The 16670-nt window shown below is 74.1% G+C and carries 13 protein-coding genes and 3 tRNA genes; 10 read left to right on the top strand and 6 right to left on the bottom strand.

The annotated features are described in order from the left end of the window. Positions 1-46: 46 nt before the first annotated feature. The 3 genes from ABZ914_RS28970 to ABZ914_RS28960 all read right to left on the bottom strand — a co-directional run bounded on the left by ABZ914_RS28970 (position 47) and on the right by ABZ914_RS28960 (position 333). Positions 47-134, bottom strand: a tRNA-Ser gene (locus ABZ914_RS28970). A 41-nt stretch (positions 135-175) separates the two neighbouring features. After that, positions 176-246 (bottom strand) — tRNA-Ala (locus tag ABZ914_RS28965). A gap of 15 nt (positions 247-261) precedes the next feature. Then, positions 262-333: transfer RNA gene (locus ABZ914_RS28960), tRNA-Trp, on the bottom strand. 325 nt (positions 334-658) lie between these two features. Here ABZ914_RS28960 and ABZ914_RS28955 point away from each other — a divergent pair. Next, a complete protein-coding gene (locus tag ABZ914_RS28955) occupies positions 659-1231 on the top strand; it encodes a hypothetical protein (RefSeq protein ID WP_190854373.1) in 573 nt (190 codons plus the stop codon). A gap of 14 nt (positions 1232-1245) precedes the next feature. Here the strand turns inward: ABZ914_RS28955 and ABZ914_RS28950 are convergent, their stop codons facing one another. Beyond that, complete coding sequence (locus ABZ914_RS28950; protein ID WP_500197046.1) at positions 1246-2823, bottom strand: Na+/H+ antiporter; 1578 nt, start codon at positions 2821-2823, stop codon at positions 1246-1248. Between the two features lie 287 nt (positions 2824-3110). On the opposite strand from ABZ914_RS28950, the gene ABZ914_RS28945 reads away from it, so the two are divergent. Further along, entirely contained in the window at positions 3111-3668 is a 558-nt protein-coding gene (locus ABZ914_RS28945) for a CGNR zinc finger domain-containing protein (RefSeq protein WP_387032003.1), read from the top strand. A 266-nt stretch (positions 3669-3934) separates the two neighbouring features. On the opposite strand, the gene folP is transcribed toward ABZ914_RS28945, so the two are convergent. Beyond that, the gene (gene folP, locus ABZ914_RS28940) at positions 3935-4777 is read right to left on the bottom strand and encodes a dihydropteroate synthase (RefSeq protein WP_500197043.1); all 843 of its coding nucleotides are present in this window, start codon (positions 4775-4777) and stop codon (positions 3935-3937) included. A gap of 233 nt (positions 4778-5010) precedes the next feature. Here folP and ABZ914_RS28935 point away from each other — a divergent pair, with 233 nt between their 5' ends. The 5 genes from ABZ914_RS28935 (at position 5011) to ABZ914_RS28915 (ending at position 10598) form a co-directional block, all read left to right on the top strand. Beyond that, on the top strand, positions 5011-6045 hold the full coding sequence (locus tag ABZ914_RS28935; RefSeq protein ID WP_500197048.1) for a GDP-mannose 4,6-dehydratase: 1035 nt from the start codon (positions 5011-5013) through the stop codon (positions 6043-6045). Positions 6046-6077: 32 nt separating this feature from the next. Then, entirely contained in the window at positions 6078-6341 is a 264-nt protein-coding gene (locus ABZ914_RS28930) for a ubiquitin carboxyl-terminal hydrolase 14 (protein WP_190854382.1), read from the top strand. Between the two features lie 49 nt (positions 6342-6390). Further along, positions 6391-7977 carry an MFS transporter gene (locus tag ABZ914_RS28925; protein WP_500197041.1) on the top strand — a complete coding sequence of 529 codons (1587 nt, stop codon included), beginning with the start codon at positions 6391-6393 and terminating at the stop codon, positions 7975-7977. Positions 7978-8048: 71 nt separating this feature from the next. Further along, positions 8049-8936: a LysR family transcriptional regulator gene (locus ABZ914_RS28920; protein ID WP_500197040.1), complete on the top strand. Its 888-nt coding sequence runs from the start codon at positions 8049-8051 to the stop codon at positions 8934-8936. Between the two features lie 69 nt (positions 8937-9005). Further along, a complete protein-coding gene (locus tag ABZ914_RS28915) occupies positions 9006-10598 on the top strand; it encodes a Na+/H+ antiporter (RefSeq protein ID WP_500197039.1) in 1593 nt (530 codons plus the stop codon). Positions 10599-10689: 91 nt separating this feature from the next. Here ABZ914_RS28915 and ABZ914_RS28910 read toward each other — a convergent pair whose 3' ends face one another. Next, a complete protein-coding gene (locus ABZ914_RS28910; RefSeq protein WP_500197038.1) occupies positions 10690-11601 on the bottom strand; it encodes an Lrp/AsnC family transcriptional regulator in 912 nt (303 codons plus the stop codon). A 720-nt stretch (positions 11602-12321) separates the two neighbouring features. Between ABZ914_RS28910 and ABZ914_RS28905 the strand changes: the two genes are divergently transcribed. From ABZ914_RS28905 to ABZ914_RS28895, 3 genes are all read left to right on the top strand, one after another. Then, on the top strand, positions 12322-13758 hold the full coding sequence (locus ABZ914_RS28905) for a GuaB1 family IMP dehydrogenase-related protein (RefSeq protein WP_500197036.1): 1437 nt from the start codon (positions 12322-12324) through the stop codon (positions 13756-13758). Between the two features lie 135 nt (positions 13759-13893). After that, positions 13894-15162 carry a hypothetical protein gene (locus ABZ914_RS28900; protein WP_500197035.1) on the top strand — a complete coding sequence of 423 codons (1269 nt, stop codon included), beginning with the start codon at positions 13894-13896 and terminating at the stop codon, positions 15160-15162. Between the two features lie 111 nt (positions 15163-15273). Continuing rightward, on the top strand, positions 15274-16670 hold a 1397-nt coding region (locus ABZ914_RS28895; RefSeq protein ID WP_500197034.1), incomplete at its 3' end, for an LCP family protein.

The following is a 16670-nucleotide window of genomic DNA, read 5'->3' as shown; positions in this document are numbered from 1 at the left end:
CGGGATGGCCGGGCTCGGCCATCCCGCCCGCGGCGGTCCCCGTGAATGGCGGAGGGTAAGGGAGTCGAACCCCTTCGAGTTTCACCTCGACGTCAGTTTTCGAAACTGCTGCCTTACCGTTCGGCCAACCCTCCTCGCGCGGACGGGGGAGCGTCCGGCGGCGGCCGGGACCGCGTGGACCGGCAGGGAGTCGAACCCTGATCACTTCCTTGCAAGAGAAGTGTGCTTCCGTTGCACCACAGGCCCGTCGATCGCGCTCAGCAGGGGCGGTAGGAGTCGAACCCACTTTCCGCCGGTTTTGGAGACCGGCCGCCTATCCGGTGGCTCGCCCCTTCGCACTTCCGTCCGACATGTTCGATCATGCGACTTTTCGCGCCCCGCTCGCAATGCATTTACCGGCGAACGGCGCCCGGCCGGCGGCGACGCGTCCGGGCGCGGTAAGTGGCGGTCCGGGCACGGAGAGGAACGATCAATATGCGCCCGTCCGGCACGTATAAGCGTGGTGTAAGGTCCAACGACGCACGGGGCGAACACCGCGAACCCGCCCGTTGGCAGGCACGGCAGGCCGAGGACTTCCTGCAGGGCGCCCCCGTGGTGAAACCCAGGACAAGCGTGACATCACGGTATGTGATGAAAGAAGAAGGCGAGGGGGCCCGCCATGAGGCACGCACGGGACGGGGCTGCCGCCGCGATGAGCGCGGCCTCGAGGATTCTCGTCGCCCGGGGGAAGAACGAGCCCCAGGAGATGGAGAACCCCGACGTCGCCTGGGGACAGCGCGCGCGGGACGGCGTGTGGGTGCCGACCAAGGACGGGCAGCGGATCCACATCGGCATCGACGTGGCGGCGGCCGACACGGTCGCCCAGGTGCTGCGGCCCAGCCTGCGGGTGTTCGTCGGCGTGGACGTCGACACCGACATCGTGGCGCAGACGACCGACAACGGCGTGCGGCTGCTCACGGTCGTCCACGGACCCGACGCCCCCTCGGAGTTCCGCTTCCCGGTGTCCCTCGCCGACGGCCTGGCCCTGGAGGCGATGCCGTCCGGCGGCTACGACGTCGTCCACCTGCGTTACGGCGCGACCGTGGGGCGGCTCTACAACCCGTGGGCCAGCGACTCGATGTTCCGCCAGGTGAAGGCGGACTACACGCTGGAGGGGTCGGCCGTCACCATGCGCGTGCAGCACACCGACGCCTACTACCCCGTCGTGGCGGACCCCCACTACGCCCGCTGAGGCCGTGACGGCCCCTAGGAGCGGCTGCGGCGGATGACGACCGGGTCCTCGAAGTCGAGCTCGCGGCTGATCTGGCGGAGCGTGCCGGCACCGATCCTGCCCTTGCGGTAGAGCGCGGTCAGCTTCGCGCGCTGCGCCCTGACCAGCTCGGCGCGCACCCTGCGGCTGTTGGGCGGCGGCGCCTCGGTGCCGGCCTCCTCCTCGTCCATGAGGTAGCGGACGCGCTCCAGCCGCAGCTCCAGCATCTGCCGGAACGCCTCGGCGGTCTGGTCGTCGACCTGCTCGTCGTCGGTGAGCTCGTCCAGCCGGGTCAGGGCGGCCTGCAGCCCCGCCCGGCGCGCCGTCATCACCTCCAGCCGCCGCTTGTCGGACTCGATCAGCCCGAGGCCGCGCAGCAGCGGCGGCAGCAGCGGCGCCTGCCCGACCAGGGTGATCAGCACGACGAGGGCGGTGAGCAGCACCAGCACGCCCCGGTCGGGGCCGACCGCGGCCGGCAGCGACAGCGCGATCGCCAGCGAGATCGCGCCGCGCATCCCGCCGAGGCCGATCACCAGCCGCTGCCGCCACCCGAGCCCCTCCTGGCTCCGCCGCCCGCCCGGCAGCAGCCCGGCGAGCGGGCCGTTGCCGAGCTCCCAGGCGAGCCGCACGCCGATGACGACGGCCGACACCGCGAGCGTGGTCAGCAGCACCTCGTGCCAGGTGTGCCCGCCCGGCTGCCGGATGATCTCCCGGATCTCCAGGCCGAGCAGCACGAACAGCGCCGACTCCAGCAGGAAGGTGAGGATCCGCCAGAACGTGTCGCCCGCCAGCCGGGACGCGGGCTGCAGCACGCCCTCGCCGTGGGTGCCGATGGAGAAGCCCGCCACCACCGTCGCCAGCACCCCGGACGCGCCGAAGTTCTCCGCCGGGATGAACGCCGCGTACGGGGTGACCAGCGACACGATCACCTGGCTGATGGGGTCCTGGATGCGGCGCCGGATCCGGCGGATCACCACGCCGAGCACCAGCCCGTAGGCGACGCCGCCGAGCACCACCTGGACGAGCCGGACGGCGCCGTGCGCGGGCGCGAACCCGACGCCGATCGCCTCGATGGCGAGCCCGAAGATCGTCAGCGCGACGCCGTCGTTGATCAGGCTCTCGCCCTCCAGGATGGTGACCAGCCGGGCGGGCGCGCCGAGCCGCTGCAGGACCGCCGTCGCGGCGACCGCGTCGGTGGGGGCGACCGCGGCGCCGAACGCCAGCGCGGCGGCCCACCCGAGGCCGGGCAGGAGCGCGTGCACGGTGGCGGCGACGGCCCCGGTGGTGACGGTGGTCAGCCCGAACGCCAGCGTGACGATCGGCACGGCGTCGGCGCGGGCCTCGCGCGGGGCGGTGAAGAACGCGGCGTGGTACACCAGCGGCGGCAGGAAGCCCATCAGCACCAGATCGGGCGGGGCGACGACGGCGGGCAGCCCGGGCACGAACCCGGCCGCCATCCCGAGCAGCACCAGGAGGATGGCGTCCGGCAGGCGCAGGCGCCCGGAGAGCGCCCGGGCCGCCAGCACCACGACGGCGACGACCAGGAAGACGATGAACAGCCGGTCCCCCTCCACGCCGTGATCCTCTCCGGATCGCGGCGCGGTACGCGCGCGGCGGCGGAACCGCCGCCGGCGCCGGGCCCGAAATGGAACGTTCCCGCAGGCAGTGGGGCCGGAACCGGCTGCGCCGTGCCGGCAGGGTCGGCGCTACCGGGGCCGCCGGTCGTCATATGGTGGGGGCCGGGCCGCGTTCCGGCCCCGGCGGCGCTGCCGGGCGCACGACCGTCCTGCCCTCGTCGGGGCGGTCTGGGGGTCGCCCCCCAGGAGCAGTACGACCCCGGTCCCCCGAGACTGGAGCCACAGTGATCTTCACCCATGACACCGAGCACGCCCTCGCCGTCGTCGTCGACCTGATCAACACCGGCGCCGCCGCGTCCGGCACCGAGGAGCTCGGCGGGCTGCCGGGGCTGCGCGCGTTCGTCGGGCGCAGCGCGTTCAGCGACGTCGGCGAGCTGACCGAGGCCGACCTGGCCCGGGTGCTGGAGCTGCGCGACCGGTTCCACGCGGTGTTCCGGACCGGCGACGTGCCCACCGCCGTCCGGCTGATCAACGAGATCGTCGGCGAGGTCCGCACCACCCCGCACCTCACCGACCACGACGACTACGACTGGCACGTCCACTTCTTCGCGCCGGGCGCGCCGGTGGGCGAGCACCTGGCGGCCGACTGCGGGATGGCGCTGGCGTACGTGGTGGCGGCCGGCGAGCTGGACCGGCTGCGCACCTGCGAGGCCCCCGACTGCTCGCGCGTGCTGGTCGACCTGTCGCGCAACCGCTGCCGCCGCTACTGCGACAGCCGGACGTGCGGCAACCGCATGCACGTCGCCGCCTACCGGGCCCGCCAGCGCGAAGCGGCGCTGTAATTTCTGCAATCCCGGCCCAAGGGCCTCGCCTGGCGGCTCGGCCCTTGACCGTGCTTGGGCGAGCGCGACCTCGCTTCGCGAGCTTCCCGGTGGGGGCTCGCCTTCGGCTTCGCCCCCACCGCTCAGATAGCGCGCTCGCGCGAGGGCCGGGGCCGTCGCGCTCGTGCGGGGGCCGGGGCCGTCGCGCTCGGGGGCCGGGGCGCTCGCTCTTGCGTGGGAGGTGGACCGTTCTTCGCGCGTAGGGCGCCTTCTGTTCGTTCGGTCGCTTACTCGGGGGCGATGGCGGCGACGGCGTCCAGGGCGCGGCGGGCGGCGGCCACGTCGTGGACGCGGAAGACGCGGGCGCCCAGCAGCGCCGAGACGCCCAGCACGGCCATGGTGCCGACGCCGCGCCTGTCGACGGGACGTCCGAGGGCCTCCCCGATGAAGTCCTTGTTGGACACCGCGACCAGTACCGGCCAGCCGGTCGCGGTCAGCTCCGCGAGCCGCCGGGTGATCTCCAGCGAGTGCCGGGTGTTCTTGCCGAAGTCGTGCGCGGGGTCGATGAGGATCGCCTCCCGCGCCACCCCGAGCGCGAGCGCCCGCTCGGCCTCGGCGGTGACGTGCCCGATCACGTCCGCGACCACGTCGTCGTACCCGATCCGGTGCGGCCGGGTGCGCGGGTCGAGCCCGCCGGCGTGCGCGCAGACCAGCCCGACGCCGTGCGCGGCGGCGACCTCCGCCAGCTCCGGGTCGGGGCCGCCCCAGGTGTCGTTCAGCAGGTCGGCGCCCGCCTCGGCGACGGCCGCGCCGACCTCCGCCCGCCAGGTGTCGACGCTGATCACCACGCCGGGGTGCCGGTCCCGGACGGCGGCGACCAGGTCCACCACCCGGCGCAGCTCCTCGGCGACCCCGACGTCCTCGCCCGGGCCGGCCTTGACACCGCCGATGTCGATGATGTCGGCGCCGTCCGCGACGGCGCGGTCCACCGCGTCCAGCGCGGCCTCGAAGCCGTAGGTGGCGCCCCTGTCGAAGAACGAGTCGGGCGTCCGGTTCACCACGGCCATGATCGCGTGGCGGCCGAGGTCGCGCCCGTTCAGCCGCAGCGGCGCGGCGTCCGGAGAGGTCATGATGCCCCACACCGTGGCACATGCGGGGGCCGGACGCCATGCGGCACGGCGCCCGGAAGGACCTCCCCGGGCGGCCGGCCGGGGCCGGGACACCGAACCTGAAGCAAATTCGGTTCAAACGGCGCCCTCCCTCGTCAGCATCACCACCGGGTCGCTAACCTCATATTTCACGCTCGCCCGGGTTCGCCCCGCGGTGGGCCCCGCGTCGCACCGACCAGCCCATGGAGGATCCGCTGTCCAGGCGAGCACTCATCACCGGCATCACCGGACAGGACGGCTCGTACCTGGCCGAGCATCTGCTTGAGCTGGGGTACGAGGTGTGGGGCCTGGTCCGGGGGCAGGCGAATCCGCACGTGTCGCGGCTGCGCAAGCACATCGGCGACGTCCAGATCACCACGGGCGACCTGCTGGACCAGGGCAGCCTGATCTCCGCGGTCGAGCGGGTCCGGCCCGACGAGGTCTACAACCTCGGCGCGATCTCCTACGTCCCGATGTCATGGCAGCAGGCGGAGCTCACCGCCGAGGTGACCGGCATGGGCGTGCTGCGGATGCTGGAGGCCATCCGGGTCGTCTCGGGCATCAGCCCGTCCCGCACCCCCGGCAGCGAGCAGATCCGGTTCTACCAGGCGTCGTCCTCGGAGATGTTCGGGATGGTCCGGGAGACCCCGCAGAACGAGAAGACGCCCTTCCACCCGCGCAGCCCGTACGGCGTCGCCAAGAGCTACGGGCACTACATCACGCAGAACTACCGCGAGTCGTACGGGATGTTCGCGGTCAGCGGCATCCTGTTCAACCACGAGTCGCCGCGCCGCGGCGCCGAGTTCGTCACGCGGAAGGTGTCGCTCGGCGCGGCCCGCATCAAGCTCGGCCTGGCCAAGGAGCTGCGGCTCGGCAACCTCGATGCCCGCCGCGACTGGGGCTACGCCGGCGACTACGCCCGCGCGATGCGGATGATGCTCGCCCAGGACTCCCCCGAGGACTACGTGATCGGGACGGGCCAGACCCAGTCGGTGCGCGAGCTGGTCGAGTTCGCGTTCCGCACCGCCGGGCTGAACTGGGAGGACCACGTCGTCCTGGACGACCGGTACACCCGCCCGGCGGAGGTCGACCTGCTGTGCGCCGACCCGAAGCGGGCCCGCGAGCAGCTCGGCTGGGAGCCCGAGGTGGACTTCGAGGGCCTGGTGACCATGATGGTCGAGTCGGACCTGCGGCTGCTCGCCGAGTCCGCCCGCCCCGAGGACGAGCCGTTCAGTCCCGACCACTGGTGATCCGTTGACGGCGGGCGTGGCACGATGCCCGTATGGCCACTTGTGAACACGTGCAGTCCATTCCGCTCGAGGATCCGGCGCCGAACACGCCGCAGGGCTGCCAGGAATGCCTGGAACAGGGCACCCGGTGGGTGCACCTGCGGCTCTGCCTGAGCTGCGGGCACGTCGGCTGCTGCGACTCCTCCCCCATGCGGCACGCCACCGCGCACTACCAGAAGGAGGGGCACCCGATCGTCCGCTCGTTCGAGCCCGGCGAGGACTGGCGCTGGTGCTTCGCCGACGAACTGATCGTGTGATGCGGGCGGCGAAGCCGGGCGGGAGGGCGTCCTCCGGCGGGAGGCGCTGATGCCGGACGTCCGGTTGGGCACGGCGCCGGGGCGCTGGATCCTGCTGGCGACCGTCCTCGGGTCGAGCGTGGCGATGCTCGACTCGACGGTGGTCAACGTGGCCCTGCCGAGACTCGCGCGGGACCTGCACGCCGACATGGCGGGGCTGCAGTGGACGGTCAACGCCTACACCCTCACCCTCGCCGGGTTCATCCTGCTCGGCGGGTCGCTCGGCGACCGGTACGGCCGCCGCCGGATCTTCCTGATCGGCGTGGTGTGGTTCGCGGTGGCGTCGGTGCTGTGCGGGATGGCGCTGAACGTCGAGATGCTGGTGCTCTCGCGGGCGCTGCAGGGGATGGGCGGGGCGCTGCTCACCCCCGGCTCGCTGGCGATCATCCAGGCGTCGTTCGCGTCCGACGACCGGCCGCGCGCGGTCGGCGCCTGGTCGGGCCTCGGCGGCGTCGCCGGGGCGGTCGGGCCGTTCGCGGGCGGCTGGCTGGTGGAGGCGGCGGGCTGGCGGTGGGTGTTCCTGCTCAACGTCCCGCTCGCGGTGGTCGTGGTGCTCGTCGCCGCCCGGCACGTCCCCGAGAGCGTCGATCCGGCCGCCCGCGGGCGCTTCGACGTGCCCGGCGCCGCGCTGGCCGCCCTCGCCCTGGCGGGGACGACGTACGCGCTGACCGAGGCGCCGGCCGGCCGCACGCCGAGCGCCGTGATCGCCGTCGCCGCCGTGGCGGGCGTCGCCGCGGCGGCCGGGTTCGTCCTGCTGGAGCGGGCGCGCGGGCGGGGCCGGCGGCTGTTCGGCGGGCGGGTCCGGCCAGGCGGGCGCGAGGTGCCGCAGCCGATGCTGCCGCTGGACGTGTTCGCCTCCCGCCAGTTCTCCGCGGTCAACGTCGTCACGTTCATCATGTACGGCGGGATGGGCGTGCTGTTCTTCCTGTTCGTGCTGAACCTCCAGGTCGTCGGCGGGTTCTCGCCGATCGCGGCGGGCACCGCGCTGCTGCCCGTCACGGCGCTGATGCTGCTGCTGTCGGCGCGGGCGGGCGCGCTCGCGCAGAAGATCGGCCCGCGGCTGCCGATGACCGCCGGGCTGGTGGTCGCCGCGTTCGGGATGCTGCTGGTCGGCCGGATCGACAAGGACTCCTCCTACGTGCGGGACGTGCTGCCCGCCGTGGTGGTGTTCGGGCTGGGGCTGGCCGCGGTCGTCGCGCCGCTGACCGCGACGGTGCTGGCGACGGCGGACGTCCGGCACGCGGGCGTGGCCAGCGGCGTCAACAACGCGGTCGCGCGGGCCGCCGGGCTGCTCGCGGTCGCGGCGATCCCGCCGCTGGCCGGGCTGACCGGCGACGCCTACAACGACCCCGCCCTCTTCTCGCACGGCTTCCGCATCGCCATGACGGCCTGCGCGGGGCTGCTGGCGGCGGGCGCCGTCCTGACGTTCTTCACCGTGTCCAGCGACGCGCTGCGCGCGCCGACCGGCGAGCAGGTCGAACCCGAGTGCCGGCGGCACTGCTCCGTCGGCGCCCCGCAGCTCCAGCCCGAACCGGACGCCGTCCCCGCCGGCTCTCCCGGGCCGGACGACCGGAACGCGGCGCCGCCGCGGTCGTGACCGCGCGGCCGTTCCGGGCCGATTCCGGCTATGTCCAGGACCGGAGCGGTTCGTTGTCATACGGTCGTGGCATGAATCTGCGGCAGCTGCGCTACGTCGTGGCGACCGCCGACCACGGCACGATGACGTCGGCGGCCCAGGCTCTCTATGTCGCGCAGCCGGCGCTGTCGCGCGCCGTCCGCGAGCTGGAGCGGGAGCTCGGCGTGGAGCTGTTCGCGCGCTCCGGCCGGGGCGTGGTCCTCACTCCCGTCGGCGAGCGGGTGGTCCGTGAGGCGCGGGCGGCGCTGGACGCCGTCGACGCGATCGAGGGGATGTCGGCGGCCCGCTCCGACGGGCGCGGCGCCGAGCTCCGCGTCGCCACCACGCCGTCGCTGGAGCCGGAGCTGACCGGGCGGCTGCTCCCCCGGTTCGCCCGGGAGCAGCCGGCGGTGCGGGTCCGGGTGGTGCGGTGCGCGGGCCGGGAGGAGGTCGCCGCCCTGCTGCGGGCCGGGCGCGCCGACCTCGCGCTCACCGACCTGCCGGTCCCCGGCGACCTGACGGCGCACCCGTTCGAGCAGCGGGAGATGGTGCTGGTCTCGCCGCCGGCGCTGCGGGTCCGCGAGCCGGTGCCGCCCGCCGCGCTGGACGGCATGCGGCTGGTGCTGCCGGCCCGGGGCGGCGCCCGGCGCGCGGAGGTCGACGCGGTGCTGCGGCGGACCGGCGCGAAGCCGGTGCCGGTCGCGGAGTCCGACGACCGGGCCGCCTGGCTGGGCTGGGTGCGCGCCGGGCTCGGCTCGGTGCTGTGGTACCGCAACCAGCTGGAGGACACCGACGGCCTGGCCGTCCGGTCGTTCATGCCGCCGATCACCCGGCTGGTCGGGCTGGTGCACGCGCACCGGCGGCTCCCGCCGTCCGCCCGCGACTTCCTGGCCTTCGCGAAGGACGACGGGCGGGAGCCGCGCGGGCGCGAGCCCCGCTGATCACGCCCCTTCCCCGGCCGCCCGGCCGCCGGGTTCGGAGTGACCGGTCGGCCGTGCCATGATCTGCGCGTGGAGACGACGCACGCACTCTGGCTGCTGGCCGTGCCGGTCGGCGCGCTGATGGTGGCCGCGGCGGCGCGCCGCGGCGGGGCGCCGGCGCCGCTGGTCCTGGTGATCGCGGGGCTGCTGTTCTCGTTCGTGCCGGGCGTCCCGGAGTTCGAGCTGAACCCGGAGTTCGTCCTGTACGTCTTCCTGCCGCCGCTGCTGTTCTCGGCCGCGTGGCAGAGCTCGTACGCCAACATGCGGGAGAACGCCTGGTCGATCGGGCTGCTGTCGGTCGGGCTGGTGCTGTTCACCACGTTCGCCGTCGGGTACGCGGCCCATGCGCTCGTCCCGGGGCTGCCCCTGTCGGCGGCGTTCGTGCTGGGCGCGATCGTCGCGCCGCCGGACGCGGTCGCGGCGGTCAGCGTGGCGCAGCGGCTCGGGCTGCCGCGCCGCATGGTGACGGTGCTGGTCGGGGAGAGCCTGTTCAACGACGCGACGGCGCTGACCGCGTTCCGCGTCGCGGTGATCGCGGCGACGGGCGCGGGCTTCACGCTCGCGGACGGGGTGTGGCGGTTCCTGTTCGCGGCGGTGGCGGGCGCGGCGGTCGGGCTGCTGCTCGGGCCGCCGCTGCACTGGCTGCGGACCCGGATGAACGACCCGCTGGTGGAGAACGGGGTGGCGGTGCTCGCGCCGTTCGCGGCGTACCTGATCGCCGAGAGCGTGCACGCCTCCGGCGTGATCGCGGTGGTGGTCAGCGGGATCTACCTCGGCCACCGGTTCACCGAGTCGGCGCCGGTGACCCGGCTGATCGGGCACTCGTTCTGGAAGGTCGTCGTCTTCGTCCTGGAGTCGGTGGTGTTCCTGCTGATCGGGCTGCAGCTGCCGCCGGTGGTGGACGGCGTGTCCGGGCACGGCTGGCCGGAGCTGACCTGGTGGGCGGTGGCGATCTTCGCGGTGACGGTCGCGGCCCGGTTCGTCTGGGTCTTCCCCGCGTCCCGGCTGCCGCGGCTGGTGTCGCGCCGGCAGCGCACTCGCGAGGACGTCGGGTGGCGCGGCGCGACCGTCGTGTCCTGGGCGGGCATGCGCGGGGTGGTGTCGCTCGCGGCGGCGTTCGCGATCCCGTTCGAGGCGTCGCACGCCCCCTTCCCCGGCCGCGACCTGATCATCTTCTTCACCTTCACGACCGTGCTCGGGACGCTGCTGGTGCAGGGGCTGACGTTCCCGGCGCTGATCCGGATGCTGCGCATCGGCAGCGAGCGGGAGCGCTACACCGACACGGTGGCGGAGGCGGGCGCGCAGCACGCGGCGGCGAAGGCGGCACTGGACCGGCTGGAGGAGCTGAACGCCGCCGAGGAGCTCGACGAGGCGGTCGTGCGGCGGCTCCGGCAGCTGGCCGAGCACCGGCAGCTGCGGGCGTGGGAGCGGCTCGGCGGCGGGACGGGCCCGGAGGGCGAGGAGGTCCCGACGGCCACCTACCGGCGGCTGCGGCGGGAGATGCTGGCGGCGGAGCGGCGGGTGTTCGTGCAGATGCGCGACGACCGCCGGATCGACGACGAGGTGCTGAACCGGGTCCTGCACGAGCTGGACCTCGAGGAGGTCGCGCTCAGCCGCGACTGACGCGGCCGGCCGGCCGGGCGGCGCGGCCGGCTGCCCTGGTCGCGGTCGACGCCGCCGGGGCGCCGGGAACGGCGCCCTCGGCGGCTCTCCTTCACGCCCCGTTCAGGGGCCGCTCGGGGAGTTCGACGGCGTAGGACTCCTTCACCACGTCCAGGTGGTGCCAGGACTCCCGCACCGTCACGCCGGGCACGGACCGGATCCCGTCCAGGACGGCGACCAGCTCCGCGCGGGAGGCGGCCTCGGCCTGGCCGACGATGTCGTACCGGCCGAACCCGGTCGCCAGGTAGCGGACGCCGTCCTGCTCGGCGACCGCCTCGGCGGCCTTGCGGAGCCCGCCGGTCACCAGGAGCCCGAACCCGCCGAGCTCGGCGGCGCCGAGGGCGAGGGGGTCGGCGAGCCCGGTGACCTGGATGACGCCGGTGCGCATCAGCCGGACGACGCGGGCCCGGGTGGCGGCCTGCGACAGCCCGATGATGTGGGCGAGCCGGGTGTAGGGGGCGCGCCCGTCGCGCTGCAGCTCCTGGAGCAGCCGCCAGTCGATGTCGTCGAGGGTGACCTCGCCGAGCTCCCGCACCACCGCGTGGGTGTCGCGGACGGTGCAGACCGAGCGGAAGACCTCCGCCGAGCGCACGCCGGGGACGGACCGCAGCCGGTCCACCTCGGTCGCGAGCGCGGCGTCGTCGCGGGTGCGGACCTGCGCGACCAGGTCGTGCGGGCCCGCGGTCAGCGCGGCGAAGCTGACCGCGGGGAGGCCGGCGACGGCGTCCGCGACCTCCCGGGCCGAGCCCTCCACGGTGACCGAGACGTGCCCGATCGCCTCCGCGCCGACGACGGCGGCGTGCACGATGCCGACGACGCGCACGACGCCGGTCTCGAGAAGGTTCTGCACCCGTGCCCGCACGGCCGTGCGGGAAAGCCCGACACGGTCGGCGAGCGCCTGGAACGTCGCCCTGCCATCCCGCTGGAGCTCGCGGACGAGCACGGCGTCGACCGCATCCAGCACGGCTGTCCTCCTCGACATGTGATGAATCGTTCTGCTGGCAACTGCAAGATCATTCCATTTCAAGACGGTATGGCGTCAAATATTGATCTTGCTCGTGTTCGCCCCGCCCGGCGACCGTCGAAGCGTCGGCGCCGGGTTCCGGGCGGCGCCGTTTCCGACGCCGCGCCGACCGGTCCGAGAGCGCAACGCGGCCGGGCCCCCGGGCGCGCGCGGGCCCGTGCGGGGGCGGGCGGCGGGCGCGCGGGGTGGCGATGGTCACTCCCGTGGGGACGGAGCGGGCGGGGCGGCCCGCGGCGCGGACGGACGGTGCTGACCGGGTTCGAGTGCGTGACCTGCATTCCGCCTTCTCCCGGTGTTCTGATGTGCGCGCCCCTACGGCGGGTCGGCCGTCCGCGTGACGCACATGTAAGAAAAGTGCATCGGGGGCGCAGTTACGTCAAGAGGTAACTTTACAGAGAGCCAAGCCTCACGTTGCACGCTTTTCAGCCTCGTCCGCGAAGACACTTCCGTTACGCCTGGAAGGGCGCGGACACAACGCGGGAGATCACCCGGACGATCCCCGGGGACACACGACCATCACCCCCGGTCACGGGCCTGCGGGGCCCCGCCGGCGGGCCCGGCGGGGCCCCGGGCGAGCGCTTGGCCGAAGCACCCGCGGGTATGGATCACAATGTACGGTGGCCCAGCCACTCTGATCCGCGATTGGTGTGTAGTACAGCCGTGCACCTGCTGAACGGTGAGCGTTCCGCTCACGATCTCACCTACAACGACGTCTTCATGGTCCCGCGCCGCTCGGCGGTGGGGTCCCGCCTGGAGGTGGACCTCTCCACGATCGACGGCAGCGGGACCACCGTGCCGCTGGTCGTGGCGAACATGACGGCGGTGTCCGGCCGCCGGATGGCCGAGACCGTCGCCCGCCGGGGCGGCGTCGCGGTGCTCCCGCAGGACATCCCCGTCGAGGTCGTCTCGGAGGTCATCGGCTGGGTGAAGCGCCGCGACCTGGTGGTGGACACCGCCATCCGGCTGGACCCGGGCAGCACCGCGGGCGAGGCGCTGGCGCTGCTGCCCAAGCGCGCGCACGGCGCCGTGATCGTGGTGGAGGACGACCGGCCGGTCGGCGTGGTGACGGAGGCCGACTGCCAGAGCGTCGACCGGTTCGCGCAGCTGCGCGACATCATGTCGCGGGACCTGGTGACGCTGCCGCACGGCGTCGACCCGCGCGAGGCGTTCAACCGGCTGCACGAGCGCGGGCACCGGCTCGCGCCCGTGGTGGACGCCGAGGGCCGGCTCACCGGCGTGCTCACCCGGACGGGCGCGCTGCGCGCCACCCTCTACAAGCCCGCCGTCGACGCGGCGGGCCACCTGCGCGTCGCCGCGGCGGTCGGCGTGAACGGGGACGTCGCGGGCAAGGCGAAGGCGCTGCTGGAGGCGGGCGCCGACCTGCTCGTGGTGGACACCGCGCACGGCCACCAGGAGAAGATGATCGGCGCGCTGGCCGCGGTGCGGGGCCTGGACCCGTCGGTGCCGGTGGTGGCGGGCAACGTGGTGACCGCCGAGGGCACCCGCGACCTGATCGAGGCGGGCGCCGACATCGTCAAGGTCGGCGTGGGCCCGGGCGCGATGTGCACCACCCGGATGATGACCGGGGTCGGGCGGCCGCAGTTCTCCGCCGTGCTGGAGTGCGCCGCCGAGGCCCGCCGGCTCGGCCGGCACGTGTGGGCGGACGGCGGCGTCCGGCACCCGCGCGACGTCGCGCTCGCGCTCGCGGCGGGCGCGGCGAACGTGATGGTGGGCTCCTGGTTCGCCGGCACCTTCGAGTCGCCGGGCGACCTGCAGCGGGCCGCCGACGGCCGGCTGTACAAGGAGAGCTTCGGCATGGCGTCGGCGCGGGCCGTCCGGCTGCGCACCGCCGAGGACTCGCCCTTCGACCGGGCCCGCAAGGCGCTGTTCGAGGAGGGCATCTCCACGTCGCGGATGTTCCTGGACCCGCGGCGCCCCGGCGTCGAGGACCTGATCGACTCGATCGTGGCCGGGCTGCGCAGCTCCTGCACCTACGCGGGCGCGCGCACCCTGGAGGAGTTCCACGAGCGGGCGACGGTCGGGATCCAGAGCGCGTCCGGCTACGCCGAGGGAATGCCGCTGTCCACCAGCTGGTGACCCGCCGCTGACCGGCTCCCGGCGCCGGATTTACGCGACACGGCCCCGGAACGGCCCCCCGATCACCCCGATGGCCTGCACGCTCTTGGTGCGGGGCGGGGATGCGGGGTCCGCCGCCCCGGAGGGGGCGGCAGCATGGTCGACGGGGATCCGGCGGGCGCGTCCGGCGGGGCCGGGCGGGGGCCGGCGGGCGGGCGCGCGGCGCCCGTCCGGCTCGCCGAGGCGCTGCTGGTCGCGGCCGTGTCGCCGGTGGTGCCGGGCATCGCGCATCTGCGGGCCGGGCGGGTCCGGCTGGGCGGGGCGCTGCTCGGCGCGCAGGCGGCGGCGCTGACCGCGGCGGCGCTCGCCGCCGGGCGCTACCGGGCGCTGTTCCTGGAGCTGTCCGCGCGGCCGTCCTGGCTGCTGGCCCTGGCGGCCGCCTGCGTGGCCCTGGCGGCGCTGTGGGCGCTGCTGATCGCCCACTCGTACGCGGTGCTGGCGCCGGAGGGGCTCTCGCCGCTGTGGCGGCTGGCCGGGGGCACCACCGTCTCGGTGCTGTGCCTGCTGGTGATCGTGCCGCCGCTGAGCCTCGCCCAGTACGGCTACGTGCAGCGGCACCTGATCCGGACGGTCTTCGCGGACGGGCCGGTGGCGCCCGCCGCCGTCCAGGTCGCCGCCCGGCACGGGGAGGCGCGGGACGCGGCCCGGCGCCCGGCCGCGCCGCGCCTCAACGTGCTGCTCATCGGCGCCGAGCCCGGCGGGCCGCAGGCCCGCGAACGCGTCGGCGGCATCACCCTGGCCGCGGTCGACGCCCGGTCCGGCGCCACGACGCTGCTGAGCCTGGACGGCCTGCGCCGCGTCCCGGTGTGGTCGGGCACGGAGCCGGTCCCGTTCCCTCCGGGGCGTCCGCTGGCCGACGTGTACCGCGAGGGCGCCGCGCATCCGGAGCTGCTCGCGGGCGGCAGGCCCGTCCGGGACCCCGGCGCCGAGCTGCTGAAGCGGACGGTCGCCCACATGCTCGCGCTGGACGTCCCCTACTACGTGAAGGTGGACGCGCGCGGGGTCCGGGAACTCGCCGGGACGGCCTCACGCGCCGCACCTGCCAAGAAAGGCTGTCCTTTTTGGGCAAATCTTCGGGAAACCGGGCCATTGGCGGTGCTGAAGCGATACCAGCGACTCGCCCGGGTTCTCATCAATTCGGTAAACACCGACGTGCCCCGCCGGCTGCTCCCGGCGCTCGCCGGGCTGGCCGCCAAGATCGAGAAAGCCGAGATCACGAGCCTGCGACCAGCGGCGGCCGGCCCCTCCCTGCCCCGCGCGGACCACCCCGCACTGCGCGCTCTGGCGGCGCTGGAGCCCGGCGACCCGGTCCCGGCCGCCCGGCCCGCGAGCGGATTGCCTATCCTGATCGAGAGCTGCAACTGATCGACGTCGCGCTCGCATGCGGTCGACTCCCACGCAACCTTTGTCCGGTTCTGCGCGTCCATAATGTGAGCCAGGGGCTTAATTCACCATGGGTGGGGGACGGAGCGTTACATGTCGAGTCCATCGGCGGGCGGACGCGTCCCGGAAGATGACGTGGACCGTTCCTCGGACGGCGCGGGGGGCCTCCCCCGCGCGCTGGCGCTGACCCTGGCGTCGGCGCTCGTCTGGGGCGTGGCGCACCTCGCCGCGGGGCGCCGGGTGGCCGGCGGGCTCCTGCTCGGCCTGTGGGTCGTGGCGGTGGCGGCCCTGGCGGTCACCGTCACCGTCTACCGCTCCAGCCTCGTCCACCTCGCCGTACGGCCGGACGAGCTGCAGCGCCTGGCCGCCGGCATCGTCGTCCTCGGAGTCGTGTGGGTCGCCGTGGTGATCCGCTCCTACCTGGTGGTGCGCCCCGCCGGGCAGTCGATCAGCGCCCGGACGCTCGGCGCCGCCGCCGTCGCGGTGATGTGCTTCGCCGTCGCGGTGCCCGTGGCGTGGGGCGCGCACAGCACCTACGTCTACCGGGACGCGCTGACGAGCATCTTCCGCACCGGCAGCCAGAACGGCCGGCAGATCGACACCTCGGACCCGTGGGACGGGCAGCCGCGGGTGAACATCCTGCTGCTCGGCGGCGACTCGGCGGCCGACCGGACCGGCGTGCGCACCGACAGCATGACGCTCGCCAGCGTCGACACCAAGACCGGCGAGACGGTGCTGCTGAGCCTGCCGCGCAACCTGGAGAAGTTCCAGATGCCGCCCGGCCCGGCGCGCGACCGGTTCCCGTACGGCTTCACCGGCGACGGCCCGGAGAACCCGGGGCTGCTGAACGAGGTGTACGAGTACGCCGAGAACCACCCGGACGTGGTGCCGGGCGTCCCGAAGAACCGCCGCGGCCCCGAGCTGCTGAAGGCCACCATCGCCGGGATCCTCGGGCAGCGCGTCGACTACTACATCCTCGTCGACATGTTCGGCTTCGCCGACATCGTGGACGCGATGGGCGGCGTCAAGATCAGGGTCACCCAGCCCATCCCGTACGGGCTCGACGGCCAGGTGCTGCAGCCCGGCTACCGGACGCTGAAGGGCAAGGAGGCGCTCTGGTACGGGCGGTCCCGCACCGACAGCGACGACTACGTGCGGATGGGCCGGCAGAAGTGCCTGATGCGGGCGATCGCGCAGCAGGCCGACCCGCAGACCGTGCTGACCAGCTTCGACAAGCTCGCCGCCGCGGCGAAGCGAACGCTGTCCACCGACATCCCGCAGGAGCTGCTGCCCGCGCTGATCAAGCTGTCCGGCAAGGTCAAGGACGGCGCGCAGATCAACAGCCTGCAGTTCGTCCCGCCGCTGATCAACTCCGGGAACCCGGACTTCGGGCTGATCCGCCGGCTGACCGCCAAGGCCGTCGCCCCGGAGCAGGCGCACCCGACCGCCACGACGAGCCCGTCGCCGACCGGCTCGTCCAACCTCGCGGC

The organism is Spirillospora sp. NPDC046719, from assembly GCF_040645715.1.
Taxonomy (GTDB): domain Bacteria; phylum Actinomycetota; class Actinomycetes; order Streptosporangiales; family Streptosporangiaceae; genus Spirillospora.
Note: the sequence above shows the minus strand (reverse complement) of the source record. Positions and strands in the feature narration are given on the sequence as shown.

What these genes read in the sequence shown, in the direction of transcription:
- ABZ914_RS28925 (WP_500197041.1), top strand. Translation starts at nt 6,391, where the DNA reads ATGCCGGACGTCCGGTTGGGCACGGCGCCGGGGCGCTGGATCCTGCTG.
- folP (WP_500197043.1), bottom strand. Translation starts at nt 4,777, where the DNA reads ATGACCTCTCCGGACGCCGCGCCGCTGCGGCTGAACGGGCGCGACCTC.
- ABZ914_RS28955 (WP_190854373.1), top strand. Translation starts at nt 659, where the DNA reads ATGAGGCACGCACGGGACGGGGCTGCCGCCGCGATGAGCGCGGCCTCG.
- ABZ914_RS28930 (WP_190854382.1), top strand. Translation starts at nt 6,078, where the DNA reads ATGGCCACTTGTGAACACGTGCAGTCCATTCCGCTCGAGGATCCGGCG.
- ABZ914_RS28920 (WP_500197040.1), top strand. Translation starts at nt 8,049, where the DNA reads ATGAATCTGCGGCAGCTGCGCTACGTCGTGGCGACCGCCGACCACGGC.
- ABZ914_RS28900 (WP_500197035.1), top strand. Translation starts at nt 13,894, where the DNA reads ATGGTCGACGGGGATCCGGCGGGCGCGTCCGGCGGGGCCGGGCGGGGG.